The organism is Streptomyces sp. NBC_01257 (genome assembly GCF_035917255.1).
GTDB lineage: Bacteria > Actinomycetota > Actinomycetes > Streptomycetales > Streptomycetaceae > Streptomyces.
The window spans coordinates 2,447,679-2,469,686 of record NZ_CP108472.1 but is presented as its reverse complement, the minus strand read 5'-3'; the positions used below and the strand labels follow the sequence as shown (position 1 = coordinate 2,469,686).

Below are 22,008 nucleotides of genomic sequence, written 5' to 3'. Positions count from 1 at the left end.
CCCAGGAGCACCCGACATGACCCCACCCAACGGCGGCGACCTGCTCGTCGAGACGCTGCGCGGACTCGGCGTCGACACGGTGTTCGGCATCGTCAGCGTGCACAACCTGCCGCTCGTCGAAGCCGTCGACCGCGACCTGCGCTTCGTGCCCGTCCGCCACGAAGCCGCCGCGGTCAACGCCGCCGACGGCTACGCCCGCGCCACCGGCAGCCTCGGCTGCGCCCTCACCAGCACCGGCACGGGAGCGGGCAACGCCGCGGGCTCCCTCATCGAGTCCCTCAGCTCCGGCACCCCCGTCCTGCACATCACCGGACAGATCGACAGCGAACACCTCGGCTCCGGACGCGGCTTCATCCACGAGACCAAGGACCAGCTCGGCATGCTCCGCGCGGTCTCCACCCACGCCGTCACCGTCACCGACGCCGTGGACGCGGGCGACATCCTCCGCGACGCGGCGGCCCGCGCCCTCACCGCACCGCACGGCCCGGTCAGCGTCGAATGGCCCATCGACCTGCAGTTCGCCACCCAGCAGCTCACCGGCACCCCCGTGCCGAAGCCGGCCGTCCCCGCCCTGCCCGACCCGGCACTCCTCGACGAAGCGGCCGCCCTGCTGTCCGCCGCCCGCCGCCCCCTCGTCTGGGCCGGCGGCGGAGCCAACAGCGCCCGCCCCGAACTCGCCGCGCTCCTCGACGCACTGAACGCCGGACTCGTCACCTCCAACTCCGGCCGCGGCTCCGTCCCCGAATCCGACGACCGCGTCCTCGGCAACTACGCCACCGCACCCGCCGGCCGCGCCCTGCTCGCCGAGGCCGACGTCCTGCTCTCCATCGGCACCCACTTCCGCTCCAACGAGACCGCCGACTACAGCCTCGGACTCCCGCCCGTCCACATCCAGCTGGACCTGGACCCGGCAGCCCCCGGCCGCGTGTACCCCGCCACCTGCGCCCTCCACGGCGACGCCGCCACCGTCCTCGCCGCACTCCTGGGACGCGTCACCAGCGGCGGTACGGAGACGAGCTGGCCGGACCGCGTACGCAGGGCCCGCACCGACGCCCGCACCGCACAGCGCCACGCCATCGGACCCCAGGCCGCCGTCAACGACGCGATCCGCGACGCCTGCCCGCCCGGCTCCGTCATCGCCCGCGACGTCACCATCCCCTCCTCCACCTGGGGAAACCGGCTCCTGGAGATCACCGACCCGGCCACCAACGTGTTCCCCCGCGGCGGCGGCATCGGACAGGGCCTCGCCATGGGCATCGGCGCCGCACTCGGCCGCCCCTCCACCCCCACCGTCGTCATCGCGGGCGACGGCGGCCTCGCCGTCCACCTCGGCGAACTCCTCACCCTCGCCCAGGAGAAGCCCGACCTCACGCTCCTCGTCTTCAACGACGGCGGCTACGGCGTCCTGCGCAACATGCAGGACAACCACTTCCCCCGCCGCTCCGGAGTCGACCTCACCACCCCCGACTTCGCCCTCCTCGCCGCCGCCGTCGGCCTCCCGTACGCCCGGATCGCCGCCGAAGCCGACGCCGGGCCGGTCATCAGGGCCGCCACCGCGTCCCCCGGCCCCACCCTCGTCGAGATCGACCTCGCCGCGCTCGGCCCGATGAACACCCCGTTCACCCCGCCGGTCAAGCTCCCCGCGACCGCCACCGATACCTCAGGAGAAGGAGGCAACCCGTCATGACGCCCGCCGAGGAACCCCGGCTCGACCTGCTCGTCCACCGCATGACCTGGGAGGCCGACGGAGTCCTGAGCATCGAACTCGTCCACCCCGCGGGCGACCCGCTCCCCGCCTGGCGGCCCGGCGCCCACATCGACGTGCACACCGGCGGACACATCCGCCAGTACTCCCTGTGCTCCGACCCCGACGACACCACCCGCTGGCGCATCGGCATCCTCCGCGAACCCGCCTCCCGCGGCGGCTCCGCCCACGTCCACACCCAGCTCCGCCCCGGCCAGACCCTCCATGTCCAGGGTCCCCGCAACCACTTCGAGCTCGACCCGGCGGGCGACGCCACCGGTTACCTCTTCATCGCCGGCGGCATCGGCATCACCCCGCTCCTCGCCATGGCCCGCGAGGCCGCCCGCACCGGCACCCCGTGGCGCCTCGTCCACGGCGGCCGCACCCGTACCTCCCTGGCCTTCGGCGCCGAACTCACCGCACTGGCCGGACTCCCGGGCGGCACAGTCGAATTCGTCCCGCAGGACGAACACGGCCACCTCGACCTCGACACCCTCCTCGGCGACCTCGCCCCCGGCACTCAGGTCTACTGCTGCGGACCCGAACCCCTGCTCGCCGCCGTCGAGGAACGCCACCCCGGCGCCCGCACCGAACGCTTCGCCGCACCCGCCGCCGCACCCCGCGACGGCGCGGACAGCGCCTTCGACCTCGTCTGCTCCCGCACCGGACGCACCGTCGAGGTCGCCCCCGGCACCTCCGCACTCGACGCACTGGAGAGCGCGGGCATCCCCGTCGCCTCCTCCTGCCGCGACGGCATCTGCGGCACCTGCGAGACCAAGGTCCTCGAAGGCACTCCCGACCACCGGGACTTCCTGCTCACCGACACCGAACGCGAAGCCGGCGCCTCGATGATGCTCTGCGTCTCCCGCGCCCGGACCCCCCGCCTCGTACTCGACCTCTGAACCCCTCCGAACGAACCCCTACCGAAGGGATGCGGACATGACCACCCAGACCACCCCGCAGTACCTCGACCCGAACCAGGCACGCACCACCGAGCCCACCCCGTACGAGAAGAAGCTCGCCGCGGTGATCGAAGAGGTCTTCGGCAGCGGAGCCCACGACCTGCCCGGCCTCGTCGCCGGACTCAACGCCCGCGACCTGCCCGCACCCGACGGCACCCCGTGGACCGAGGAAACCTTCCGCAACGAGATGCGACGACTGGGAGCGTGAGCCGATCATGACCACCGACACCACCACCGCGGACCCGGGCACCCCCACCCGCCCCTCCGAGGTCGCCCGCCCCGGCCGGCGCACCGCCGACAAGCTCTTCGCCACCGGCATCCGCAACCAGTGGTACGCCGTCTGCCCCTCCGGCTTCGTCCCCGCGGGCGGCATGAAGCGCCTCACCCTCCTCGGCGAGGAATGGGTCCTCTTCCGCCGTGCCGACGGCACCCTTCACATGCTGGAGGACCGCTGCCCCCACCGCGGCGCCCGCCTCTCCCTCGGCAAGCACCTCGGCGACCGCATCGCCTGCTGGTACCACGGTGTCCAGGTCGACGGCACCGGCACCGTCGCCGCCGTCCCCGGCCTGCCCGGCTGCAACCTCGAAGGCAAGCAGCTCGTCGCCGCCCCGCACGTCATCGAGACCGGCGGCGGCATCCTCGCCTACTTCGGCGACGAGGAGCACCCCGAACCGGCACCGCTCGTACTTCCCGAACCCCTCACCGACCCCGGCACCTCCGCGTTCCTCTGCTACGCCGAGTGGAACGTCAACTGGCGCTACGCGGTGGAGAACCTCCTCGACCCCATGCACGGATCGTTTCTCCACCGCGACTCGCACAGCATGGCCGAGGGCCAGACCACCGCACGCTTCCGCATCCGGGAGACCGAGCGCGGCTTCTTCTTCGAGAAGACCGACCAGACCGGCGTCAACTTCGACTGGGTCGAGCTCTGCCGCACCGGCGTCGACTGGGTCGACCTCACCATCCCGTACCCGCCGACCGCCGGCCCCGGCGGACCCTTCGGCATCGTCGGCATGGCCACGCCCATCGACGAGAACCGCTGCGCCGTCTTCTTCTGGCGCTACCGCAAGGTCACGGACTGGCAGCGCGACACCTGGCGCTTCCTCTACAAGACGCTCCTGGAGGACCGCCACTGGGAGGTCCTCGAACAGGACCGCATCATGCTGGAGGACCTGCGCACGGACGCCGACCAGGCGGAGAACCTCTACCAGCACGACCTGGGCGTGGTCCGCGTCCGCCGCATGTACCGCACGGAGGCGGAAGCACAGGCAACGAAGGCCTGACCGCCTCACGTCCTCAATCGCCGGCAGCACAGCCCGCCACCGGCACGCTCAAGCCGGACACCAGCAAAAATCAAGCCCGTCCGGCGATTGAGGACACGTGCACCCGGGGCAACAGTGCCCAAATCAAGCCCGTCCGGCGATTGAGGACACCCCCCGCACCGGGGTCCCGGTGCCCCCGCGGAGCGCCCCCGCCAAGCCCGCCCCCGCCAAACCGCTACGCCCCCGACTCCGCAGCCAGCACGGACCGCTCAAGCTTCTCCAGCAACCCCGCCAACTGCCCGCACTCCGCCGCGGTCAGCCCCGCCAGCATCCGCCGCTCGTTGTCCAGATGCTCCGAGAACAGTTCGTCGATCACCGACAGCCCCTCGTCCGTCAGCCGCGAGTGCACCACCCGGCGGTCCTCCGGATCCCGCTCCCGCCGGATCAGCCCGTCCTTCTCCAGACGGTCGATCCGCAACGTGACCCCCGCCGAGCTGATCAGCCCGGAATCGGCCAGCTCACCCGCCGTGCGCCGGAACGGCGCCCCCGCCCTGCGCAGCGCCGTCAGCACATCGAACCCGGCCATCGACAGCCCCTTGCGCTCCACCGGCCGCGAGATCGCCGCGCTGTACCGCAGGAACGCCCGGTGCAGCCGGCCGAACACCTCCAGCGGAGCCGTGTCCAGCTCGGGCCGCTCCCGCCGCCAGTCCGCCACGATCGACGCCACTGCGTCCTCCCGCGGCGCGGACCCGGCCGGCCCCGCAGATGCCGCGGACCCCGCGGACGCCTGGTTCTTCGCCATCCCGGGCACTCCTCCGTACAGGTACACCGTCATCAAGAATCTTAGCCCTCAAAGGACGACGTCGGCCCCCGTCAGCCCAGCGAGAACCCGCCTGCACACCGCACCCCGCATACGGCAGCATGGCCCACATGTCCGTACTGATGCGCGATGAAGCGCAGGCCCGAGCCCAGTTCCTCGACGTACAGCGGTACACGATCGACCTCGATCTGACCGCGGGGGAGGAAACCTTCGACTCCCGAACCGTCATCCGGTTCACCGCCCTGGCCGACGGTGACACCTTCGTCGAGATCAAGCCCGCCACCTTGCGCTCCATCAGCCTCGACGGACACGCACTGGACCCCGCGGACCTCGACGAGAACCGCTTCCCCCTCACCGCGCTCACCGCAGGCCCCCACGAACTGCACATCGACGCCGCCATGCGCTACTCCCGCACCGGCGAAGGCATGCACCGCTTCACCGACCCCACCGACGACGAGACCTACGTCTACACCCAGCTCTTCATGGACGACGTCCAGCGCGTCTTCGGCGCGTTCGACCAGCCCGACCTCAAGTCCGTCTTCGCCCTCACCGTCACCGCCCCCGAAGGCTGGACCGTCCTCGGCAACGGCATCGCCGAGCACACCGGCGAAGGCCGCTGGGCCCTCGCCCCCACCCCGCCGGTCTCCACCTATCTCGTCGCCGTCGCCGCCGGCCCCTGGCACTCCGTGACCACCGAACACGCCGGACTGCCCTTCGGCATCCACTGCCGCCGCTCCCTGGCCCCCCACCTCGACGACGACGCCGACGAGATCCTCGACATCACCCGCGCCTGCTTCGACCGGTTCCAGGAGAAGTTCGACGAGCCCTACCCGTTCGACTCCTACGACCAGGCCTTCGTCCCCGAGTTCAACGCGGGCGCCATGGAGAACCCCGGCCTCGTCACCTTCCGCGACGAGTTCGTCTACCGCTCGGCCGTGACCGACACCGAACGCCAGACCCGCGGCATGGTCATCGCCCACGAGATGGCCCACATGTGGTTCGGCGACCTCGTCACCCTCGCCTGGTGGGACGACATCTGGCTCAACGAGTCCTTCGCCGAGTACATGGGCTACCAGACCCTCGCCGAAGCCACACGCTTCACCGACACCTGGGTCGACTTCGGCGTCGCCCGCAAGGGCTGGGGATACGACGCCGACCAGCGCCCCTCCACCCACCCCGTGGCACCCGACCCCGCCGCCGTCCCCGACACCGCGTCCGCGATGCTCAACTTCGACGGCATCTCCTACGCCAAGGGCGCATCCGCCCTGCGCCAACTCGTCGCCTGGCTCGGCGAGAAGGACTTCCTCGCGGGCATCAACACCCACTTCGCCCGCCACAGGTTCGCCAACGCAACCCTCGCGGACTTCATCGACAACCTCGCCTCCGCCACCGACCGCGACGTCCACGCCTGGGCCGACCAGTGGCTGCGCACCACCGGAGTCGACACCCTCACCCCGCACGTCGACGAGGCCGACACCACCTGGTCCCTCGCCGTCGACCACCACGGGACCCGCCCCCACCGCATCACCGTCGGCACCTACGACCACACCATCGACACCCAGTCCGGCCCCGACCGGCTCGTCCTGCGCGACCGCTTCGACATCGGCATCCCCCAGGAGAGCGCCACCGAGGAGAACGCCACCCAGGACGGCGCCGTCACCCGCCCCGGCCGCCGCCCCGCCCTCGTCGTCCTCAACGACAACGACCTCACCTACGCCAAGATCCGCCTCGACCCGGACTCGTGGCGCACCGTCCTGGACAGCCTCTCCGGCATCCCCGACGCCCTCACCAGGGCCGTCGTGTGGAACGCCGCCCGCGACATGGTCCGCGACGGCGAACTCGCCCCCGCCACCTACCTCGAAACGGCCCGCACCCACCTCCCGCACGAGACGGACCTGGCCCTCCTCCAGGGCGTACTCGCCTTCGCCGACACCCAGGTCGCCGCACGCTACGTCACCCCCGAGGACCGGCCCGCCGCCCTCGCCACCCTCACCGCCCTCACCCGCGACCTGATCCGCCGCACCGAGGACGGCAGCCACCCCGGACTCCGCCTCACCGCCGTCCGCCACTTCATCGCCGCCGCCACCCAGCCCGACACCATCCACGGCTGGCTCACCGACGGCACCGTCCCCGGCGGCCCCGAACTCGACCCCGAACTACGCTGGCGCATCCTCACCCGCCTCGCCGTCCTCGGCGCCACCGACGAAACCGCCATCGCCGCCGCACTCGAAGCCGACCCCAGCGCCACCGGCCAGGAAGGCGCCGCCCGCTGCCGCGCCGCCCTGCCCACCCCCGAGGCCAAGGCCGCCGCCTGGAACGCCATGTTCGGCGACGACACCCTGTCCAACTACCTGTTCACCGCCACCGCCCAAGGCTTCTGGCAGCCCGAACAGACCGACCTCGTCACCTCGTACGTGCCCCGCTACTACCCCGACGCCACCGCGCTCGCCGTACGCCGCGGCCCCGCCATCGCCGAAGCCGCCGGACGCTACGCCTTCCCCGCGTACGCCGTCGACACAGACAGCCTCCGCCTCGGCGAACAGGCCCTCACCGACCGGGCCCTCATCCCCGCCCTGCACCGCAAGCTCGCCGACCAGATCGACGACCTGCGCCGCGCCCTCACCGTCCGCACCGCCCACTGACCCGAGGCCCCGCACCACCCGCACCACCCGTGCCCGGCCCGCCCTCACCCGAGGACGGGCCGGGCACACCCGTATCCGGGCACGACCGCAACCGAACCCGCCCCCTCCCATACGACTCCGTGTCCGCCTCCCCGTCCCGACCCAACTGCCCGCGCACCCCTACCACCCGCACCCCACGCCAACACCCCCAAGCGCCGGCCCATCCCCCTTTCGAGTTCAGATCACCGAGCTCACCGGCCGCGCCCACCGAAACCCGGACAAGCTGGCATGTCCACCCGTGTGCACCCGAAGGGCCAGCCAGCCATGCCCACCCCACCCCTCGCCGGATCCACCACCGGACCCACCGCCCTGCGCCCCCTCATCGACACCGTCCTCACCGCCCTCCAAGAAGGCGCCCGCCGCCGCGACGGCCCCCTCCCCGCGGGCGGACCCGACACCGTCACCACCCAGCTGCGCGCCGCCCTCGACCCCGTCATCCCCGAACACGGAACCGGCGCCCACCACGCACTCGCCACCCTCATCGGCGCCCTCACCGAAGGCGCGGCCGACCCCGCGGACCCGCTCTGCGCAGCCCACCTCCACACACCGCCCCTCGCCCTCGCCGCCGCCGCCGACCTCGCCGCCTCCGCCCTCAACCCCTCCATGGACTCCTGGGACCAGGCCCCCGCCGCCTCCGCCCTCGAAGCCGACACCACCGCCGCCCTCGCCGCCGAGATCTACCCCCGCCACCCCGCACCCGACGCCCTCGTCACCACCGGCGGCACCGAAGCCAACCAACTCGCCCTGCTCCTCGCCCGCGAACGCCACGGCGCCATCCAGACCATCACCGGCAGCAACGCCCACCACAGCATCACCCGCGCCACCTGGCTCCTCGGCCTCCCCACACCCCTCACCGTCCCCGCCCCCCACGGCACCATCGACCTCACCGCCCTCGGCGACACCCTCACCCGCCACCAGGGCCACGGCCCGCTCCTCGTCACCGCCACCGCAGGGACCACCGACACCGGCCAGATCGACCCCCTCACCGACATCGCCGACCTCTGCGACACCCACGGCGCCGAACTCCACATCGACGCCGCCTACGGCGGACCACTCCTCCTCAGCCCCACCCACCGCACCAAACTCACCGGCCTCGACCGCGCCCACAGCGTCACCCTCGACCTCCACAAACTCGGCTGGCAACCCGCATCAGCCGGCATCCTCGCCGTCCCCGACCGCCACCACCTCCACGCCCTCCACCACCACGCCCCCTACCTCAACGCCGACGACGACACCGAAGCCGGACTCCCCGACCTCCTCGGCCGATCCCTGCGCACCACCCGCCGCCCCGACGTACTCAAGATCGCCGTCACCCTCCAGGCACTCGGCCGCACCGGACTCGCCGACCTCATCGACCGCACCTGCACCGCCGCCCACCGACTCGCCGACCTCATCACCAAGAACCCCGCCCTCGACCTCTACGACCGCCCCACCATCAGCACCGTCCTCTTCCGCCCCACCGACACCGACGACCACACCGTCGCCACCATCCGCCGCACCCTCCTCGACCGGGGCCACGCCGTACTCGGCCGCACCCACATCCAAGGCCGCCTCTGGCTCAAGGCCACCCTCCTCAACCCCCACACCACCCCCGACGACCTCGACCGACTCCTCGGCCTCGTCACCCACCTCGCCACAGACATCACGGAAGGCAGCCCCAACCGATGACAGCCCGGCCAGCCCGGTCCGACCGGCCCACCCCCCAGACCGACCAGCCGCACGACCTCGTCGGGATCGGCATCGGCCCCTTCAACCTCTCCCTCGCCGCCCTCGCCCACGGCATCCGCGAACCCCTCACCGCCACGTTCTACGACCAGCGCCCCGCCTTCCACTGGCACCCCGGCCTCCTCATCGACGGCGCCAGCCTCCAAGTCCCCTTCCTCGCCGACCTCGTCACCCTCGCCGACCCCACCAGCCCCTGGACCCTCCTGAACTACCTACGCACCCGCGACCGGCTCTTCCCCTTCTACTTCGCCGAGCGCTTCCACATCCAACGCGCCGAATACGACGCCTACTGCCGCTGGGTCAGCCAGCAACTCCCCAGCCTCCACTTCAGCCACCAGGTCGACGCCATCCGCTGGAACCCCGAACACGCCCACTTCGAAGTCGACTTCACCCAGCTCGACCAGGACGGCGAAGCCGAAGCCCTCGGCCGCGCCCACACCCGCCACATCGCCCTCGGCATCGGCACCGAACCCCACATCCCCGAACCCCTCAAACCCCTCGCCGACGCAGGCTCCGTCCCCGTCATCCACTCCGCCGACTACCTCCACCACCGCCAGCAGCTCCTCGACGCCGAACACATCACCGTCATCGGCTCCGGACAGTCCGGCGCCGAGATCTTCCTCGACCTCCTCCGCGCCCGCCCCGCCGGCCGCGAAAAGCTCCACTGGCTCGCCCGCACCCCCGCCTTCGCCCCCATGGAGTACTCCAAACTCGGCCTCGAACACTTCACCCCCGACTACACCCGCTACTTCCACGCACTCCCCGAATCCGTACGCGACCAACTCGTCCCCGACCAATGGCAACTCCACAAGGGCATCGACCACGACACCATCACCGCCATCCACGACGAGCTCTACCGCCGCACCCTCCACGGCGGCTGGCCCGACGCCACCCTCACCCCCGGCGTCTCCGTACGCACCGCGGGCCGCGTCGCCACCACCCGCGTCGAACTCCACCTCGAACACACCCAGCAAGGCACCCGCACCCGCCTCACCACCGACGCCGTCGTCCTCGCCACCGGCTACCGCGAACGCCCCCTGGACCAGATCCTCGGCAGCCTCGGCACCCACCTGCGCCGCGACGCCGCCGGACGCCCCCGCATCGACGACCAGTACCGCCTCGACCTCGACCCCACCATCACCGGCAACATCTACGTACAGAACGCCGAACGCCACACCCACGGCGTCGGCGCCCCCGACCTCGGCCTCGCCGCCTGGCGCAGCGCCACCATCCTCAACAACCTCACCGGCACCACCCCCTACCCCCTCCCGCAACGCACCGCCTTCACCACCTTCGGCCTCACCCCCCACCCCCACATCCCGGCCCAGAACCCCGCCCTCATCCCTCTCGTCCGCACCAACTGACCCACCCCGCACACAGAGAAGGGCGGCCGCCCCCTCCCACGAAGGAAGAGAGCGGCCGCCCCGCACACACGGACCCGCACCCGGCTAGAACACCGGCGTACCGTCCCGCGTCAGACGCCAGTCCACCGAAGCGAACTCGGCACCGTCCACCGAACCCTTCGCCTGCACCCACGCGATGATCGTGTTCCGGATCTCCTCGGAATTCGCCCACAGCTGCTTCGCGGCCGGCACATGCGGGAAGTTGCCCCCGCCGCTCGCCCGGTAGTTGTTCACCGCCAGCACGAACTGCGCCGCCGGATCAATCGCCTTCCCCTCGAACGACAGACCCACGATCCGCGAACCATTCGGCTTCGCGATATCGATGTCGTACGTCAGCCCCGACACCGCGTCATAGTTGTAGTCCGGCGTGCTGCCCGCGTTCGTCAGCTTCTCCGGATCCACCGGAGCACCCGCCGCCGTCTGCACGTAATACCGCGCCGAGAACTCCAGATAGTCCTTGATCTGCGCACCCGTCACCAAACGCGCCTCAAGGGTGTTCTCGAACGGATACAGCCCCGCCGCATCCTTGATCGTCACATTCCCCGCAGGAATCTGCGCCGTACGCGAGAAGCACGAGGCCTGCGAAAGCACCGGCAGCGCCGCGTACTCGCCACCCGCCAGCGCCGCCTTCACCGTCTCCGTCTGGACGACGTTGATCAGATCGATGATCGGCTCGTCCTTCCACGCCGCCTCGGCCGTCGTCATCGCCGCAGCCGACGTGCCGATCACCTGGTTGACGTACGCCACGACCTTCTTGTGCTCGTCCGCCAGCAGCCTCGTGATCTTCCGGTCCTCCGCCACCGTGTTGGAGTTCAGCACCTGGGAACCGGCCCTCTCGACCACCCAACGGCCCTTCTCCCACACCAGGTCGAAGTCGAACAGCGTCAGCCGCTGCCCCCACTTCAACGGCTCCGACAGCACGACCTTCTTACCGGTCTCCTTGTTCTCCACGAAGTACTCGGGGATCTCCAGATGCGCATGACCCACCAGAATCGCGTCGATCCCCGGCACCTGCTCCGCCACCAGACCCGCCGCGTTCTCCACGTACGGAATCTGATCGCCGTACGACGACGTCCCGCTGTTCCCCGAGTGCGCCGACACGATCACCACGTCCGCACCCATCGAACGAAGCCGCGGCACGTACTTCGCCGCCTGCTCCTCAAGACCCGGGAACACCATCTTCCCGCCCACGTTCACCTTGTCCCAGATCGCGATCCCCGGGTTGGTCAGACCCAGGATCGCCACCTTCACATCCCGGCCGTGCGGCGTACGCAGCTTCTTGATCACATACGGCGCGAACGCCGGCCGCAACGTCTTCGCGTCCAGCGCGTTCGCCCCCAGCAGCGGGAAATCACACTGCTCCTCGAACTTCCGCAGCACCGGAATGCCGTAGTTGAACTCGTGGTTGCCCAGCGCCGCCGCGTCGTACCCGATCGCGTTCATCGCCTGCGCCATCGGGTGCACCGGACCATGCTTCGCCGTGATCGGATCGATCTTCGCGTAGTAGTACGACAACTGCGTGCCCTGGATCGTGTCACCCGCATCGATCATCAGGGTGTTGTGGCGGCCCTTCTCCCGGCGCACCTGGTCCACCAGCGTCGAGATCTTCGCCAGACCGACGTCGTTGTGGTCCTTGTCGTCGAACTCCTTGTCCGTGAAGTAGTCCCAGTTGAACGCGTTCCCGTGCAGATCCGTCGTCCCCATCACGGTGAACGAGTACCGCTTCGGCGGACGCCCGTGGCCGTGCCCGTGACCATGCGCCTCGGCCGGGGCCGCCGCCCCGCCGGCGATCGCCACACCCGCACCGGCCGCGGCCGACGTACCCAGGAACGTCCTTCGGTTCAGCGGCATCTCGTTCTCTCCCACATCGCAGTTCACTCCGTACACAACGCGCGTAGATCCCACGCACGCGCGGACAACGCGCGTAGATAATCACCCACACACCGCCCCCGGCAACACCCCCGGCAGGTTTCCATCCGATGACCAGCCGCCGACAGCCTCCAGCGCCCCGGCGGAATGCTCATCCGAGCACCCCGCCGCACAATTCAACACTTGTCAAAAACCCTTCACCCAAAGGTTGTTGAGGAGTCATGCGCAGCCAATTAACTACCCGTAGGTAAGGTCTAGGCTCAAACCATGCGCCGAGCCAAAATCGTTTGCACCCTGGGACCCGCCACCGATACATACGACCAGATCAAAGCCCTGGTCGAGGCGGGAATGGACATCGCCCGCCTCAACCTCAGCCACGGCACCTACGCCGAACACGAAGAGCGCTACCACCGCGTACGCAAAGCATCCGACGAGGCCGGACGCAGCGTCGGCATCCTCGCCGACCTTCAAGGCCCGAAGATCCGCCTCGGACGCTTCCGTGAAGGACCCGTACTCCTTGAACGCGGCGACGACTTCACCATCACCGTCGAACCCATGGAAGGCGACCGCCACACCTGCGGCACCACCTACACCGGCCTCGCACACGACGTCACCGCCGGCGAACGCATCCTCATCGACGACGGCCGCGTCACCCTCGAAGTCACCCAGGTCGACGGCCCCCGCGTCCACACCACCGTCATCGAGGGCGGCATGGTCTCCGACCACAAGGGACTCAACCTCCCCGGCGTGGCCGTCTCCGTCCCCGCCCTCTCCGAGAAGGACATCGAAGACCTCCGCTGGGCCCTGCGCACCGGCGCCGACATCATCGCCCTCTCCTTCGTCCGCAGCGGACGCGACATCGAGGACGTCCACCGCATCATGGACGAGGAAGGCCGCCGCCTCCCCGTCATCGCCAAGGTCGAGAAGCCCCAGGCCGTCGAGAACATCGACGACATCGTCGCCGCCTTCGACGGCATCATGGTCGCCCGCGGCGACCTCGGCGTCGAAATGCCCCTGGAGCAGGTCCCGATCGTCCAGAAGCGCGCGATCAAACTCGCCAAGCGCAACGCCAAGCCGGTCATCGTCGCGACGCAGATGCTCGACTCGATGATCGACAACTCCCGCCCCACCCGCGCCGAGGCGTCCGACGTCGCCAACGCCGTCATCGACGGCACGGACGCGGTGATGCTCTCCGGCGAGACGAGCGTCGGCAAGTACCCCATCGAGACGGTCCGCACGATGTCCCGCATCGTCGAGGCGGCGGAGGAGGACATCCTCGCGAAGGGCCTCCCGCCCCTCACCGACCGCAACAAGCCCCGCACCCAGGGCGGCGCGGTCGCCCGCGCGGCAGCGGAGATGGGCGACTTCCTCGGCGCGAAGTTCCTGGTCGCCTTCACCCAGAGCGGCGACACGGTCAAGCGCCTCTCCCGCTACCGCTCACCCATCCCGCTCCTCGCCTTCACCCCGGACCCGGCGACCCGCTCCCAGCTGAACCTGACGTGGGGCGTGGAGACGTTCCTGGGCCCGCACGTGGACTCGACGGACGCGATGGTGGCGCAGGTCGACGAGGAGCTGCTGAAGATCGGCCGCTGCCGGAAGGGCGACGTGGTCGTCATCACGGCAGGCTCCCCGCCGGGCGTCGCGGGCTCGACGAACCTGGTGCGCGTGCACCACATCGGCGAGGACGACAGCCCGAAGTAGGGGGCTCGCTCAGTATTTCGGCCCGACGTGTGCATCCATGAGCGCTACGGATGCCCGTCGGGCGACGGAGATGTTCTTCCCGTTGGTGTTCTTCCACTCGACTCCGACCTGGTCGAGCGTGCTGGTGAAGAGTCCCAGGATGTCGGTCGAAAGGTTGGTGAAGAAGTAGCGGGGGTACTCGTAGCGCCGTTGCTCGCCGCCGACTACGCGTGTGGTCCAGTTCGTGATCCGGCAACCGTCGGAGTGGATGAGGCCTCGGATGAACTCCCAAGGATGTGCGTCCACAATTTCCTGCTGCCAGGTGGTGAGGGCGATTTCGCGATGGTGCTTCTTGCCGGGCCCGTGCTGAGGGAAGAAGCAGGGCCAGTGCTTGCTGAAGGATGTGACGTACTGACAGCCCTGACTCGGCACGAGACATACCTTGTTGGTCGGTCGCGTGATCTGTACGGCGTCGACGCAGGCGTTGATGAGACCGGGCCAGGCATCGGCGCATGCGATGCGGAGGCTGTACACGCCTCGCTTGGTTGCGCTGATGCAGCCGTCGCCGAGGTAAAGGCCGAGCAGGTATGAGTAGGCGGCAGGGGTGTCCGGGGGCCTGGGCGTATCGCCACATCGAGGGCATTCGCGGCCACGGTCGTAGCCTAGGGGCTCTATTCGCGCGAGCCAGGAACGGATTGCGGCTCGCGAAATGCCGGTCTGCTTGCTTACGGAGTTCTGGCTGAAGCCCTGATCAAGGAGAGCCAGCGCGTGCTTGCGTGTTTCAAGGTCGTACACACGGCCGAGCTTGGACGGATCTTTACACCCGAGGGCCGGAACGGCCCTGCAGCCACACGATCACGTGAATCTACGCCATTTTCGCTCAACCTTGGAATCTAAGGAAAAGTGCCCCAGGTGGGATTCGAACCCACACTGTCCGCTGTTTGAGAGCGGCCTCTCTAACCAGTTGGAGTACTGGGGCCTTGGAAAGGAAGGGTGTCCCCTGCCCTGCGTAGTGCCACCATATCGTAGCTAGGTAGGCTCGTGGGAGCTGTACCTGCCCTGAACCAAGGAGCCCCGTGACCACCCCCGAGTCGCCCCAGCCCGTCGCCGACGACGACAAGTCGCACGTCCCGCCGCTGACGACCCGCGTCGTCATCGCCGAGGACGAGGCGCTCATCCGCCTCGACCTCAAAGAGATGCTCGAAGAAGAGGGGTACTCGGTCGTCGGTGAGGCCGGGGACGGGCAGCAGGCTGTCGAGCTGGCCCGGGAGCACAAGCCGGATCTGGTCATCCTCGATGTGAAGATGCCGGTCCTCGACGGGATCTCCGCCGCCGAGAAGATCGCCGAGGAGTCCATCGCGCCCGTCCTGATGCTCACCGCGTTCTCGCAGCGCGACCTCGTCGAGCGGGCCCGGGACGCCGGGGCGATGGCGTACCTCGTGAAGCCGTTCAGCAAGAGCGACGTGGTGCCGGCCATCGAGATGGCGGTGTCGCGGTTCGCGGAGCTGAAGGCGCTGGAGGGCGAGGTCGCGGACCTGTCGCAGCGGCTGGAGACGCGGAAGCTCGTGGACCGCGCGAAGAGCATTCTGCAGACGGACTACGGGCTGTCCGAGCCCGCCGCGTTCCGGTGGATCCAGAAGACGTCGATGGACCGGCGGCTGTCGATGCAGCAGCTCGCGGAGGCGCTGATCGAGGACGCCGAGGAGAAGAAGCGGGCGGCCGAGTAGTCGCCGCACGCGTGTACGCGGAAGGCCCGCACCCCGTACTTCCGGGTGCGGGCCTTCCGCGTATGCGCGGTCAGTCCTCGCCGAGGTACGCCTTGCGGACGGACTCGTCGTGGAGGAGGTCCGCTCCGGTGCCGGAGAGGACGATCTTGCCGATCTCCATGACGTGGCCCTGGTCCGCGAGGGAGAGGGCGGCCTGGGCGTTCTGCTCGACCAGCAGGATCGTGGTTCCCGCGGCCTTGAGCTCGACGATGGTCTCCATGATCTTCTGCATCATGATCGGTGAGAGGCCCATGGAGGGCTCGTCGAGCATGAGCAGCTTGGGCTGGGACATCAGGGCGCGTCCCATGGCGAGCATCTGCTGTTCGCCGCCCGAGAGGGTTCCGGCCGCCTGCTTCCGGCGTTCCCCGAGGATGGGGAACAGGTCGTAGGCGCGCTGGATGTCCTTCTCGATGCCTGCCTTGTCGTTGCGGAGGTAGGCGCCGAGGAGGAGGTTCTCGGTGATCGTCAGCCGGGGGAAGATGTGGCGGCCCTCGGGGGAGTGGGCGATGCCCAGGGAGACGATCTTGTGTGCGGGGATGTTGCTGAGTGGCTTGCCCTCGAAGAGGATGCGGCCGCCGAGTGGCTTGAGCAGTCCGGAGAGGGTGCGCAGGGTGGTGGTCTTGCCGGCGCCGTTGGTGCCGATGAGGGTGACCACCTGGCCGGCGTCGACGGTGAAGGAGATGCCCTTGACGGCTTCGATCTTGCCGTAGGCGACGCGGAGGTCCTCGACCTCGAGCAGTGCGGTCATCGGGTGTCCTCCTCCTCGGTGGTGGTGTCCTTCGTGGTGGCGGCGGTCGTGTCGGGGCCTGTTCCCGCCACCGCTTCGGCCGCTTCGACCTCGGCGACTTCTTCGGCGCCGGGGGCGCCCTCGAAGGGGGTGCCGAGGTAGGCGGCGATGACGCGTTCGTCGCTCTGGACGACTTCGGCGGTGCCTTCGACGAGCTTCTCGCCCTGGACGAGGCAGGCGACGCGGTCGCTGAGGTTGAAGATGAAGCGCATGTCGTGCTCGATGACGAGGACGGCGATGCCCTGGTCCCGGATGGCGAAGATGAGCTCTTCGGTGACCCGGGTCTCCTGGGGGTTCATGCCGGCGGTGGGCTCGTCCAGGAGGAGGAGACCGGGGTCGCTGGCGAGGGCGCGGGCGATCTCCAGCTTGCGCTGGTCTCCGTAGGGGAGGTTGCGCGCGAGGTGGTCGGCCTTGTCCTGGAGGCCGATGAACTCCAGGAGTTCCATGGCGCGTTCGCGGCTGCCGTTCTCGGCCTTGGTGTAGCCGGGGAGGCGCAGGAGCGCGGACCAGAGGCCTTCCTTGGTCCTGGTGTGGCGTCCGACGAGGACGTTCTCCAGGACGGTCATGTTGGCGAAGAGCCTGATGTTCTGGAAGGTGCGGGCGATGCCGGCCTTGGTGACGAGGTGGGGCTTGGGCGGCAGGACGGTGCCCTTGTAGCTGACCTTGCCCTCGGTGGGGACGTAGAGGCCGGTGAGGCAGTTGAAGAAGGTGGTCTTGCCGGCGCCGTTGGGGCCGATGAGTCCGACGATTTCGCCTGCGTTGACGGTGAGGTCGACGTTGCGTACGGCGGTGAGTCCGCCGAAGCGCATGGTGACGCCGCTGGCGTCCAGGACGGTGGTCGCGGTCTTCGTGGTGGTGGTCATGGTGGTCACGCCCCCGCCTTGGCGATGCCGGCGCCGCTGTCTTCGGACTGCCGTGGTTCGGGTACGTCGATGAGCTCGTCGTTCTCGTGGAATTCGAGCTGTTTCCTGCGGTCGGCGACCAGGCCTTCGGGGCGGAAGCGCATCAGGAGGATGAGCGCGATGCCGAAGAGGAAGAGCTGGTAGTCCTGCATGAACTGCAGTTTGGCCGGGATGAGGTAGAGCAGCGCGGCGCCGACGAAGGGTCCGCTGAGGGTTCCCATGCCGCCGAGGATGACGGCGGCGAGGAGGAAGGCGGAGTTCGGGGGTACGGAGCCGGCGAACTGGTACTGCTCGGGCGTCACGGTGTAGTTGACGTGGGCCTGGACGGTTCCGGCGAGTCCGGCGAGGGTGGCGCCGAGGGCGAAGGCGAGCAGCTTGAGCCGGAAGGCGTTGATGCCCATGGCGGTGGCTGCGGTCTCGTCCTCGCGGATGGCGACCCAGGCGCGGCCGATGCGGGAGTCCCCGGAGCGGCGGAAGACGAGGACGACGACGGCGGTGACGACGAGCATCAGCAGGTAGTAGTTGGCCGGCCTGCTGAGGGTGAAGGGGCCGATGTCGTGGCTGAGTCCGAAGTCGATCCCGAACAGGTTGAGGTCGGGGATGCTGGGGATGCCCTGGGAGCCGTTGGTGAGGTCGGGTCCGCTGTTGCCGTTGAGGTTGTTGACGGTGACGCGGAAGATCTCTCCGAAGCCGAGGGTGACGATGGCGAGGTAGTCGCCGCGCAGCCGCAGGGTCGGGGCGCCGATGAGGACGCCGAAGATCAGGGAGACGACGGCTCCGGTGAGGACGGCGGCCCAGAAGGGGAAGTGGACGCCGATGGCGGAGAGGGGTGCGCCGGAGACGAGGGCCGCGGTGTAGGCGCCGACGCCGAGGAAGGCGACGTAGCCGAGGTCGAGGAGGCCGGCGAGGCCGACGACGACGTTGAGGCCCAGTGCGACGGTGGCGAAGATGAGGATGTTCGCGCCGATGAGGGCGTATTCCGCGGTGTCCTGGGTGAAGGGGAAGCAGAAGGCCGCGGCCAGGGCGGCGGTGAGGGTGACGTTGCGGTGCTTCGTGGTCAGCGCGGTGATGCGGGCGATGAGTCCGGCCCGGGTGAGCGCGGTGAACGCGAAGCCCGCCGTGATGAGGAAGCCGATGAACTCCTCGGATTCCTCGGTGGGGATGTCGACGCCGAAGGTGAAGACGTAGAGGGCGGCGCCGAAGGCCGCGGTGATGATGAGGATCTCCACCCAGGCGGGGAGTGCCTTGGCACGGCCGGCGGAGGGTGCGGCGAGGCTGTTGCGGAAGCGCTGCCAGGCGCCCGGCCGGGGTTCGTCGGCGGGGAGGGGCTCGTCGCTGGGGAGGGCGAGGGCGGCGAGGAGGGCGATGAGTGCGCCGATGCCGCTGACCCAGGCTCCGGGTTCGAGGTTGACCACGCCGCCGAGTTCGTAGGCGATCGCACCGATGGTGTAGCCGGTGGTGCCGAGGGTGGCGAGGGCGAGGAGGCGGACGGGGCTGTTGGTGCCGCCGGGGGTGAGCCAGCGGAGTCCCGGGATGCCGTATCCGCTGAGGGTGAAGAGGAGGGTGAGGACCGAGGCGGTGAGGGTGAGGATCTGGAGGCCGCCGGGGTAGCCGGTGACGGTGAGGTCGCCGGGGAACTCGGAGGTCCAGGTCCAGGGGAGGAAGGTGCCGGCGAGTGCTGCCGCGGCGCCGATGAGGGTGGCGATGCGGGCGGCGGGTGCGGGGACGTGTGTGTTCTGGGTGGTCATCCGTATCACGCCCGATCCGCGACGCGTTCGCCGAGCAGGCCCTGGGGCCGCAGCAGGAGGACGACGATGAGGAGGACGAAGGCCCATACGTCCTTCCAGGCGCCGCCGCCGAAGAGGTCCATGCCGGGGACGTCGCTCATGTAGCCGGTGGCGAGGGATTCGGCGACGCCGAGTACGACTCCGCCGAGCATGGCGCCGTAGATGTTGCCGATGCCGCCGAGTACGGCTGCGGTGAAGGCCTTGAGCCCCATGAGGAAGCCCATTTTGAAGCCGATCTGGCCGTTCTTGAGCCCGTAGGCGACGGCGGCGACGGCGGCGAACGCGGCACCGATGGCGAAGGCCATGACGATGATGCGGTCGGTGTTGATGCCCATGAGCTTGGCGGTGTCGGGGTCCTGGCTGGTCGCCTGCATGCCGCGGCCGGAGCGGGTCTTGGAGACGAAGAGGCCCAGCGCGATCATGCAGATGGGTGCGGCGATGAGGACGAAGAGGTCACCGCGTTGGATGTGGGCGCCGAAGACGTCGAACGCTTCGCCCTTGAACTGGGGGAAGGGGCGGTCCTTGGTGGCGTTGGGGTACCACTTCCAGATGGCCTGCTGGAGCGCGAGGGAGAGTCCGATCGCGGTGATCAGCGGGGCGAGCCGGGGAGCGGTGCGCAGCGGCCGGTACGCGAAGCGTTCGGCTGCGACGCTGATGGCGACGGAGCATATGACGCCGCCGATGATCATGAGGGGGACGATCGCGAGGAGGTTGGAGCCGGCCGGCATCCAGAGGTACACGGTGAGAGCTCCGAAGCCTCCGATCATGAAGATCTCGCCGTGGGCGAAGTTGATGAGCTGGATGATTCCGTAGACCATCGTGTATCCGATCGCGATGAGTCCGTACATCGCGCCGAGGATGAGTCCATTGGCCAGCTGTTGCGGCAGTTCGTGCACCGCAGGGCCTCCGTGGAGTGGTTCGGATATGGCACCGCGCGGGAGCGCTCGTAGCGCTCCCGCGCGGTCTGGTGTCAGTCGTTGCGTGACCGGGAGCTTGTTACGGCTTGTAGGCCTCGCTGAGCTTGGACGCCCACTTGCCGCCGTCGACCTGGTAGGCGGTCATCATGGTGTTCGTGGTGTCGCCGAACTCGTCGAACGAGACGGGGCCGGTGACGCCTTCGAAGTTGACCTTGCTCATCGCGTCGAGGACCTTGGTGCGGGCGTCGTCGGGGAGCTTGCCGTCATTGGCCGCGACGACGGCCTTGACGGCCTCGATGATCGACCAGGTGGCGTCGTAGGTGCCGCCGCCGTAGGCCTCGTAGGCGTCCTTGTATCCGGCCGTCTTGTAGTCCGCGATGAACTTCTTGGCGGACTCGAGCTCCTCGACGGGCTTGCCGACGGAGGTGGCGATGTCGCCCTGGGCCTTCTTGTTGAGCTTGATGAAGTCGGCGCTGTACATGCCGTCGCCGCCCATGAGGGGGATCTGGACGCTGTCCTTGAGCTGCTGGCTCAGGGGGGCGCCGGCGGGGTACTCACCGCCGTAGTAGACGGCCTTGGCGCCGGACTTCTTGACCTTGGTGACGACGGCGTTGAAGTCGCGGTCGTCGGGGTTGACGTGGTCGGAGCCGGCGATCTTGCCGCCGAGTCCGGTGAACGTCGCCTTGAAGGAGGCTGCGAGACCGGCGCCGTAGGGCTTCTGGTCGTCGATGAGGTAGACCTGCTTGATCTTCGCGTTGTTGTACAGGTACTTCGCGGCGAAGGCGCCCTGGATCTGGTCCGTGGTGGCGGTGCGGAAGTAGGTCTTGAAGGGGCGCTTCTTGTCGCCGGACTTCCAGTTGTCGCCCTGGGTCAGCTCGGTGCCCGTGTTGGCGGGGGAGACCTGGGTGAGGCCGGCGTCGTTGAGCGGCTTCTGCATCGACTGGGAGACGCCGGAGTTCAGCGGGCCGACGACGCCGAGAACGCTCTTGTTGTCGATGAACTTGGTGGCGTTCTGCTGGCCGACGGAGGGCTGGGCCTGGTCGTCGAGCGGCTGGATCTCGAACTTGATGCCCGGGACCGTCTTGTCCTTGTTCGCCGTTTTGGCGGCGAGGTCGGCGGAGTTCTTGATGCCGAGGCCGAGGGCGGAGAGGTCACCGGTCAGCGGGGCGTCGACGCCGATGACGACGGTCTGGGTGTCGCCGCTGCTGCTGTCCTTCTTGTCGTCGTCGCGCGACCCGCAGGCGGTGAGTGTCAGTGCTCCTGTGGTGAGCACTGTGGTGAGGATGAGCAAAGAACGGTGTCGCACGAAAAGTCCTTTCCCTGGCGCGGCCTCCTCTGCTTGAGGTGCCGTGTCGTTCGCCGGGCCGTACTGGTTGGTACAGGGCCGTGCTGCAGACGCGCCCGGCGGCGCGGTGACTGGCGGTGACTCTAAGGGCAGGGGCGGGGGTCGGGGATGGGAGTGGAGCAGGATGTGACTGTCTTGTTATGCCCTTGAGCAAGGCTTGAGGTGGCTGTGTGGACATGTACGGCTTTCTACCGGACGGTGAAGTGACCGCATGCTGAGAACGCGCAGCTCTGCTAAGGGGCTTGGAGCGATCTTGGTGCTGTCGCCCGGTGGGGGGTGCGCGGCGGTGCGGGAGGGCGTGCCGGGGCACCCGGTGCCTGCGGGGCCGGGTGGGGCGTGGGGTGCCGGGCGGCTGCAC

The 22,008-nt window shown here is 69.2% G+C and carries 17 protein-coding genes and 1 tRNA gene; 9 read left to right on the top strand and 9 right to left on the bottom strand.

All coding sequences use genetic code 11. The features are described from left to right. Positions 1-16: 16 nt before the first annotated feature. From OG408_RS10365 to OG408_RS10350, 4 genes are read left to right on the top strand one after another with little or no spacing between them, the layout of a single operon-like run. Positions 17-1,687, top strand: coding sequence for a thiamine pyrophosphate-binding protein (locus OG408_RS10365; protein ID WP_326669495.1), 1,671 nt, complete (start codon positions 17-19; stop codon positions 1,685-1,687). After that, on the top strand, positions 1,684-2,646 hold the full coding sequence (locus tag OG408_RS10360) for a PDR/VanB family oxidoreductase (protein ID WP_326669494.1): 963 nt from the start codon (positions 1,684-1,686) through the stop codon (positions 2,644-2,646). Before OG408_RS10365 ends, OG408_RS10360 begins: the two co-directional genes overlap by 4 nt. A 37-nt stretch (positions 2,647-2,683) precedes the next feature. Further along, positions 2,684-2,914: a recombinase-like helix-turn-helix domain-containing protein gene (locus OG408_RS10355; RefSeq protein WP_326669492.1), complete on the top strand. Its 231-nt coding sequence runs from the start codon at positions 2,684-2,686 to the stop codon at positions 2,912-2,914. Between the two features lie 7 nt (positions 2,915-2,921). Next, a complete protein-coding gene (locus tag OG408_RS10350; RefSeq protein WP_266777565.1) occupies positions 2,922-3,989 on the top strand; it encodes an aromatic ring-hydroxylating oxygenase subunit alpha in 1,068 nt (355 codons plus the stop codon). Positions 3,990-4,203: 214 nt separating this feature from the next. Here the strand turns inward: OG408_RS10350 and OG408_RS10345 are convergent, their stop codons facing one another. Then, positions 4,204-4,770, bottom strand: a complete 567-nt coding sequence (locus tag OG408_RS10345) for a MarR family winged helix-turn-helix transcriptional regulator (RefSeq protein ID WP_266777562.1) — start codon at positions 4,768-4,770, stop codon at positions 4,204-4,206. 128 nt (positions 4,771-4,898) lie between these two features. Here OG408_RS10345 and pepN point away from each other — a divergent pair, with 128 nt between their 5' ends. The 3 genes from pepN to OG408_RS10330 all read left to right on the top strand — a co-directional run bounded on the left by pepN (position 4,899) and on the right by OG408_RS10330 (position 10,558). Continuing rightward, positions 4,899-7,430 carry an aminopeptidase N gene (gene pepN / locus OG408_RS10340; protein ID WP_326669489.1) on the top strand — a complete coding sequence of 844 codons (2,532 nt, stop codon included), beginning with the start codon at positions 4,899-4,901 and terminating at the stop codon, positions 7,428-7,430. A gap of 303 nt (positions 7,431-7,733) precedes the next feature. Next, positions 7,734-9,137 (top strand): pyridoxal phosphate-dependent decarboxylase family protein, encoded by a 1,404-nt coding sequence (locus OG408_RS10335; protein ID WP_285565367.1) that lies wholly within the window; start codon positions 7,734-7,736, stop codon positions 9,135-9,137. Next, on the top strand, positions 9,134-10,558 hold the full coding sequence (locus tag OG408_RS10330; protein ID WP_266777556.1) for a lysine N(6)-hydroxylase/L-ornithine N(5)-oxygenase family protein: 1,425 nt from the start codon (positions 9,134-9,136) through the stop codon (positions 10,556-10,558). Before OG408_RS10335 ends, OG408_RS10330 begins: the two co-directional genes overlap by 4 nt. 84 nt (positions 10,559-10,642) lie before the next feature. Here the strand turns inward: OG408_RS10330 and OG408_RS10325 are convergent, their stop codons facing one another. Next, positions 10,643-12,448 carry a bifunctional metallophosphatase/5'-nucleotidase gene (locus tag OG408_RS10325; RefSeq protein ID WP_266777554.1) on the bottom strand — a complete coding sequence of 602 codons (1,806 nt, stop codon included), beginning with the start codon at positions 12,446-12,448 and terminating at the stop codon, positions 10,643-10,645. Positions 12,449-12,733: 285 nt separating this feature from the next. Here OG408_RS10325 and pyk point away from each other — a divergent pair, with 285 nt between their 5' ends. Next, entirely contained in the window at positions 12,734-14,167 is a 1,434-nt protein-coding gene (pyk, locus tag OG408_RS10320) for a pyruvate kinase (RefSeq protein ID WP_326669484.1), read from the top strand. A 9-nt stretch (positions 14,168-14,176) separates the two neighbouring features. Here the strand turns inward: pyk and OG408_RS10315 are convergent, their stop codons facing one another. Both OG408_RS10315 and OG408_RS10310 read right to left on the bottom strand, forming a co-directional pair. Continuing rightward, positions 14,177-14,941: a helix-turn-helix domain-containing protein gene (locus OG408_RS10315; RefSeq protein ID WP_266777550.1), complete on the bottom strand. Its 765-nt coding sequence runs from the start codon at positions 14,939-14,941 to the stop codon at positions 14,177-14,179. 109 nt (positions 14,942-15,050) lie between these two features. Further along, a tRNA-Leu gene (locus OG408_RS10310) sits at positions 15,051-15,125 on the bottom strand. Positions 15,126-15,222: 97 nt separating this feature from the next. Between OG408_RS10310 and OG408_RS10305 the strand changes: the two genes are divergently transcribed. Then, a complete protein-coding gene (locus OG408_RS10305) occupies positions 15,223-15,873 on the top strand; it encodes an ANTAR domain-containing response regulator (RefSeq protein ID WP_148015825.1) in 651 nt (216 codons plus the stop codon). A gap of 70 nt (positions 15,874-15,943) precedes the next feature. On the opposite strand, the gene OG408_RS10300 is transcribed toward OG408_RS10305, so the two are convergent. The 5 genes from OG408_RS10300 to OG408_RS10280 form a co-directional block, all read right to left on the bottom strand. Further along, positions 15,944-16,660, bottom strand: a complete 717-nt coding sequence (locus OG408_RS10300; protein WP_266777547.1) for an ABC transporter ATP-binding protein — start codon at positions 16,658-16,660, stop codon at positions 15,944-15,946. Next, positions 16,657-17,562, bottom strand: a complete 906-nt coding sequence (locus OG408_RS10295; RefSeq protein WP_266786078.1) for an ABC transporter ATP-binding protein — start codon at positions 17,560-17,562, stop codon at positions 16,657-16,659. The genes OG408_RS10300 and OG408_RS10295 overlap by 4 nt, the downstream gene beginning before the upstream one ends. 5 nt (positions 17,563-17,567) lie before the next feature. Next, on the bottom strand, positions 17,568-19,349 hold the full coding sequence (locus OG408_RS10290; protein WP_266777545.1) for a branched-chain amino acid ABC transporter permease: 1,782 nt from the start codon (positions 19,347-19,349) through the stop codon (positions 17,568-17,570). A gap of 5 nt (positions 19,350-19,354) precedes the next feature. Next, positions 19,355-20,284 (bottom strand): branched-chain amino acid ABC transporter permease, encoded by a 930-nt coding sequence (locus OG408_RS10285; RefSeq protein ID WP_266777543.1) that lies wholly within the window; start codon positions 20,282-20,284, stop codon positions 19,355-19,357. Between the two features lie 100 nt (positions 20,285-20,384). Continuing rightward, on the bottom strand, positions 20,385-21,596 hold the full coding sequence (locus tag OG408_RS10280) for a branched-chain amino acid ABC transporter substrate-binding protein (RefSeq protein ID WP_326674509.1): 1,212 nt from the start codon (positions 21,594-21,596) through the stop codon (positions 20,385-20,387). Positions 21,597-22,008 lie beyond the last annotated feature (412 nt).

Coding starts and splice junctions, on each gene's coding strand:
- OG408_RS10365 (WP_326669495.1), top strand. CDS start 17: ATGACCCCACCCAACGGCGGCGACCTGCTCGTCGAGACGCTGCGCGGA.
- OG408_RS10360 (WP_326669494.1), top strand. CDS start 1,684: ATGACGCCCGCCGAGGAACCCCGGCTCGACCTGCTCGTCCACCGCATG.
- OG408_RS10355 (WP_326669492.1), top strand. CDS start 2,684: ATGACCACCCAGACCACCCCGCAGTACCTCGACCCGAACCAGGCACGC.
- OG408_RS10350 (WP_266777565.1), top strand. CDS start 2,922: ATGACCACCGACACCACCACCGCGGACCCGGGCACCCCCACCCGCCCC.
- OG408_RS10345 (WP_266777562.1), bottom strand. CDS start 4,770: ATGGCGAAGAACCAGGCGTCCGCGGGGTCCGCGGCATCTGCGGGGCCG.
- pepN (WP_326669489.1), top strand. CDS start 4,899: ATGTCCGTACTGATGCGCGATGAAGCGCAGGCCCGAGCCCAGTTCCTC.
- OG408_RS10335 (WP_285565367.1), top strand. CDS start 7,734: ATGCCCACCCCACCCCTCGCCGGATCCACCACCGGACCCACCGCCCTG.
- OG408_RS10330 (WP_266777556.1), top strand. CDS start 9,134: ATGACAGCCCGGCCAGCCCGGTCCGACCGGCCCACCCCCCAGACCGAC.
- OG408_RS10325 (WP_266777554.1), bottom strand. CDS start 12,448: ATGCCGCTGAACCGAAGGACGTTCCTGGGTACGTCGGCCGCGGCCGGT.
- pyk (WP_326669484.1), top strand. CDS start 12,734: ATGCGCCGAGCCAAAATCGTTTGCACCCTGGGACCCGCCACCGATACA.
- OG408_RS10300 (WP_266777547.1), bottom strand. CDS start 16,660: ATGACCGCACTGCTCGAGGTCGAGGACCTCCGCGTCGCCTACGGCAAG.
- OG408_RS10295 (WP_266786078.1), bottom strand. CDS start 17,562: ATGACCACCACCACGAAGACCGCGACCACCGTCCTGGACGCCAGCGGC.
- OG408_RS10290 (WP_266777545.1), bottom strand. CDS start 19,349: ATGACCACCCAGAACACACACGTCCCCGCACCCGCCGCCCGCATCGCC.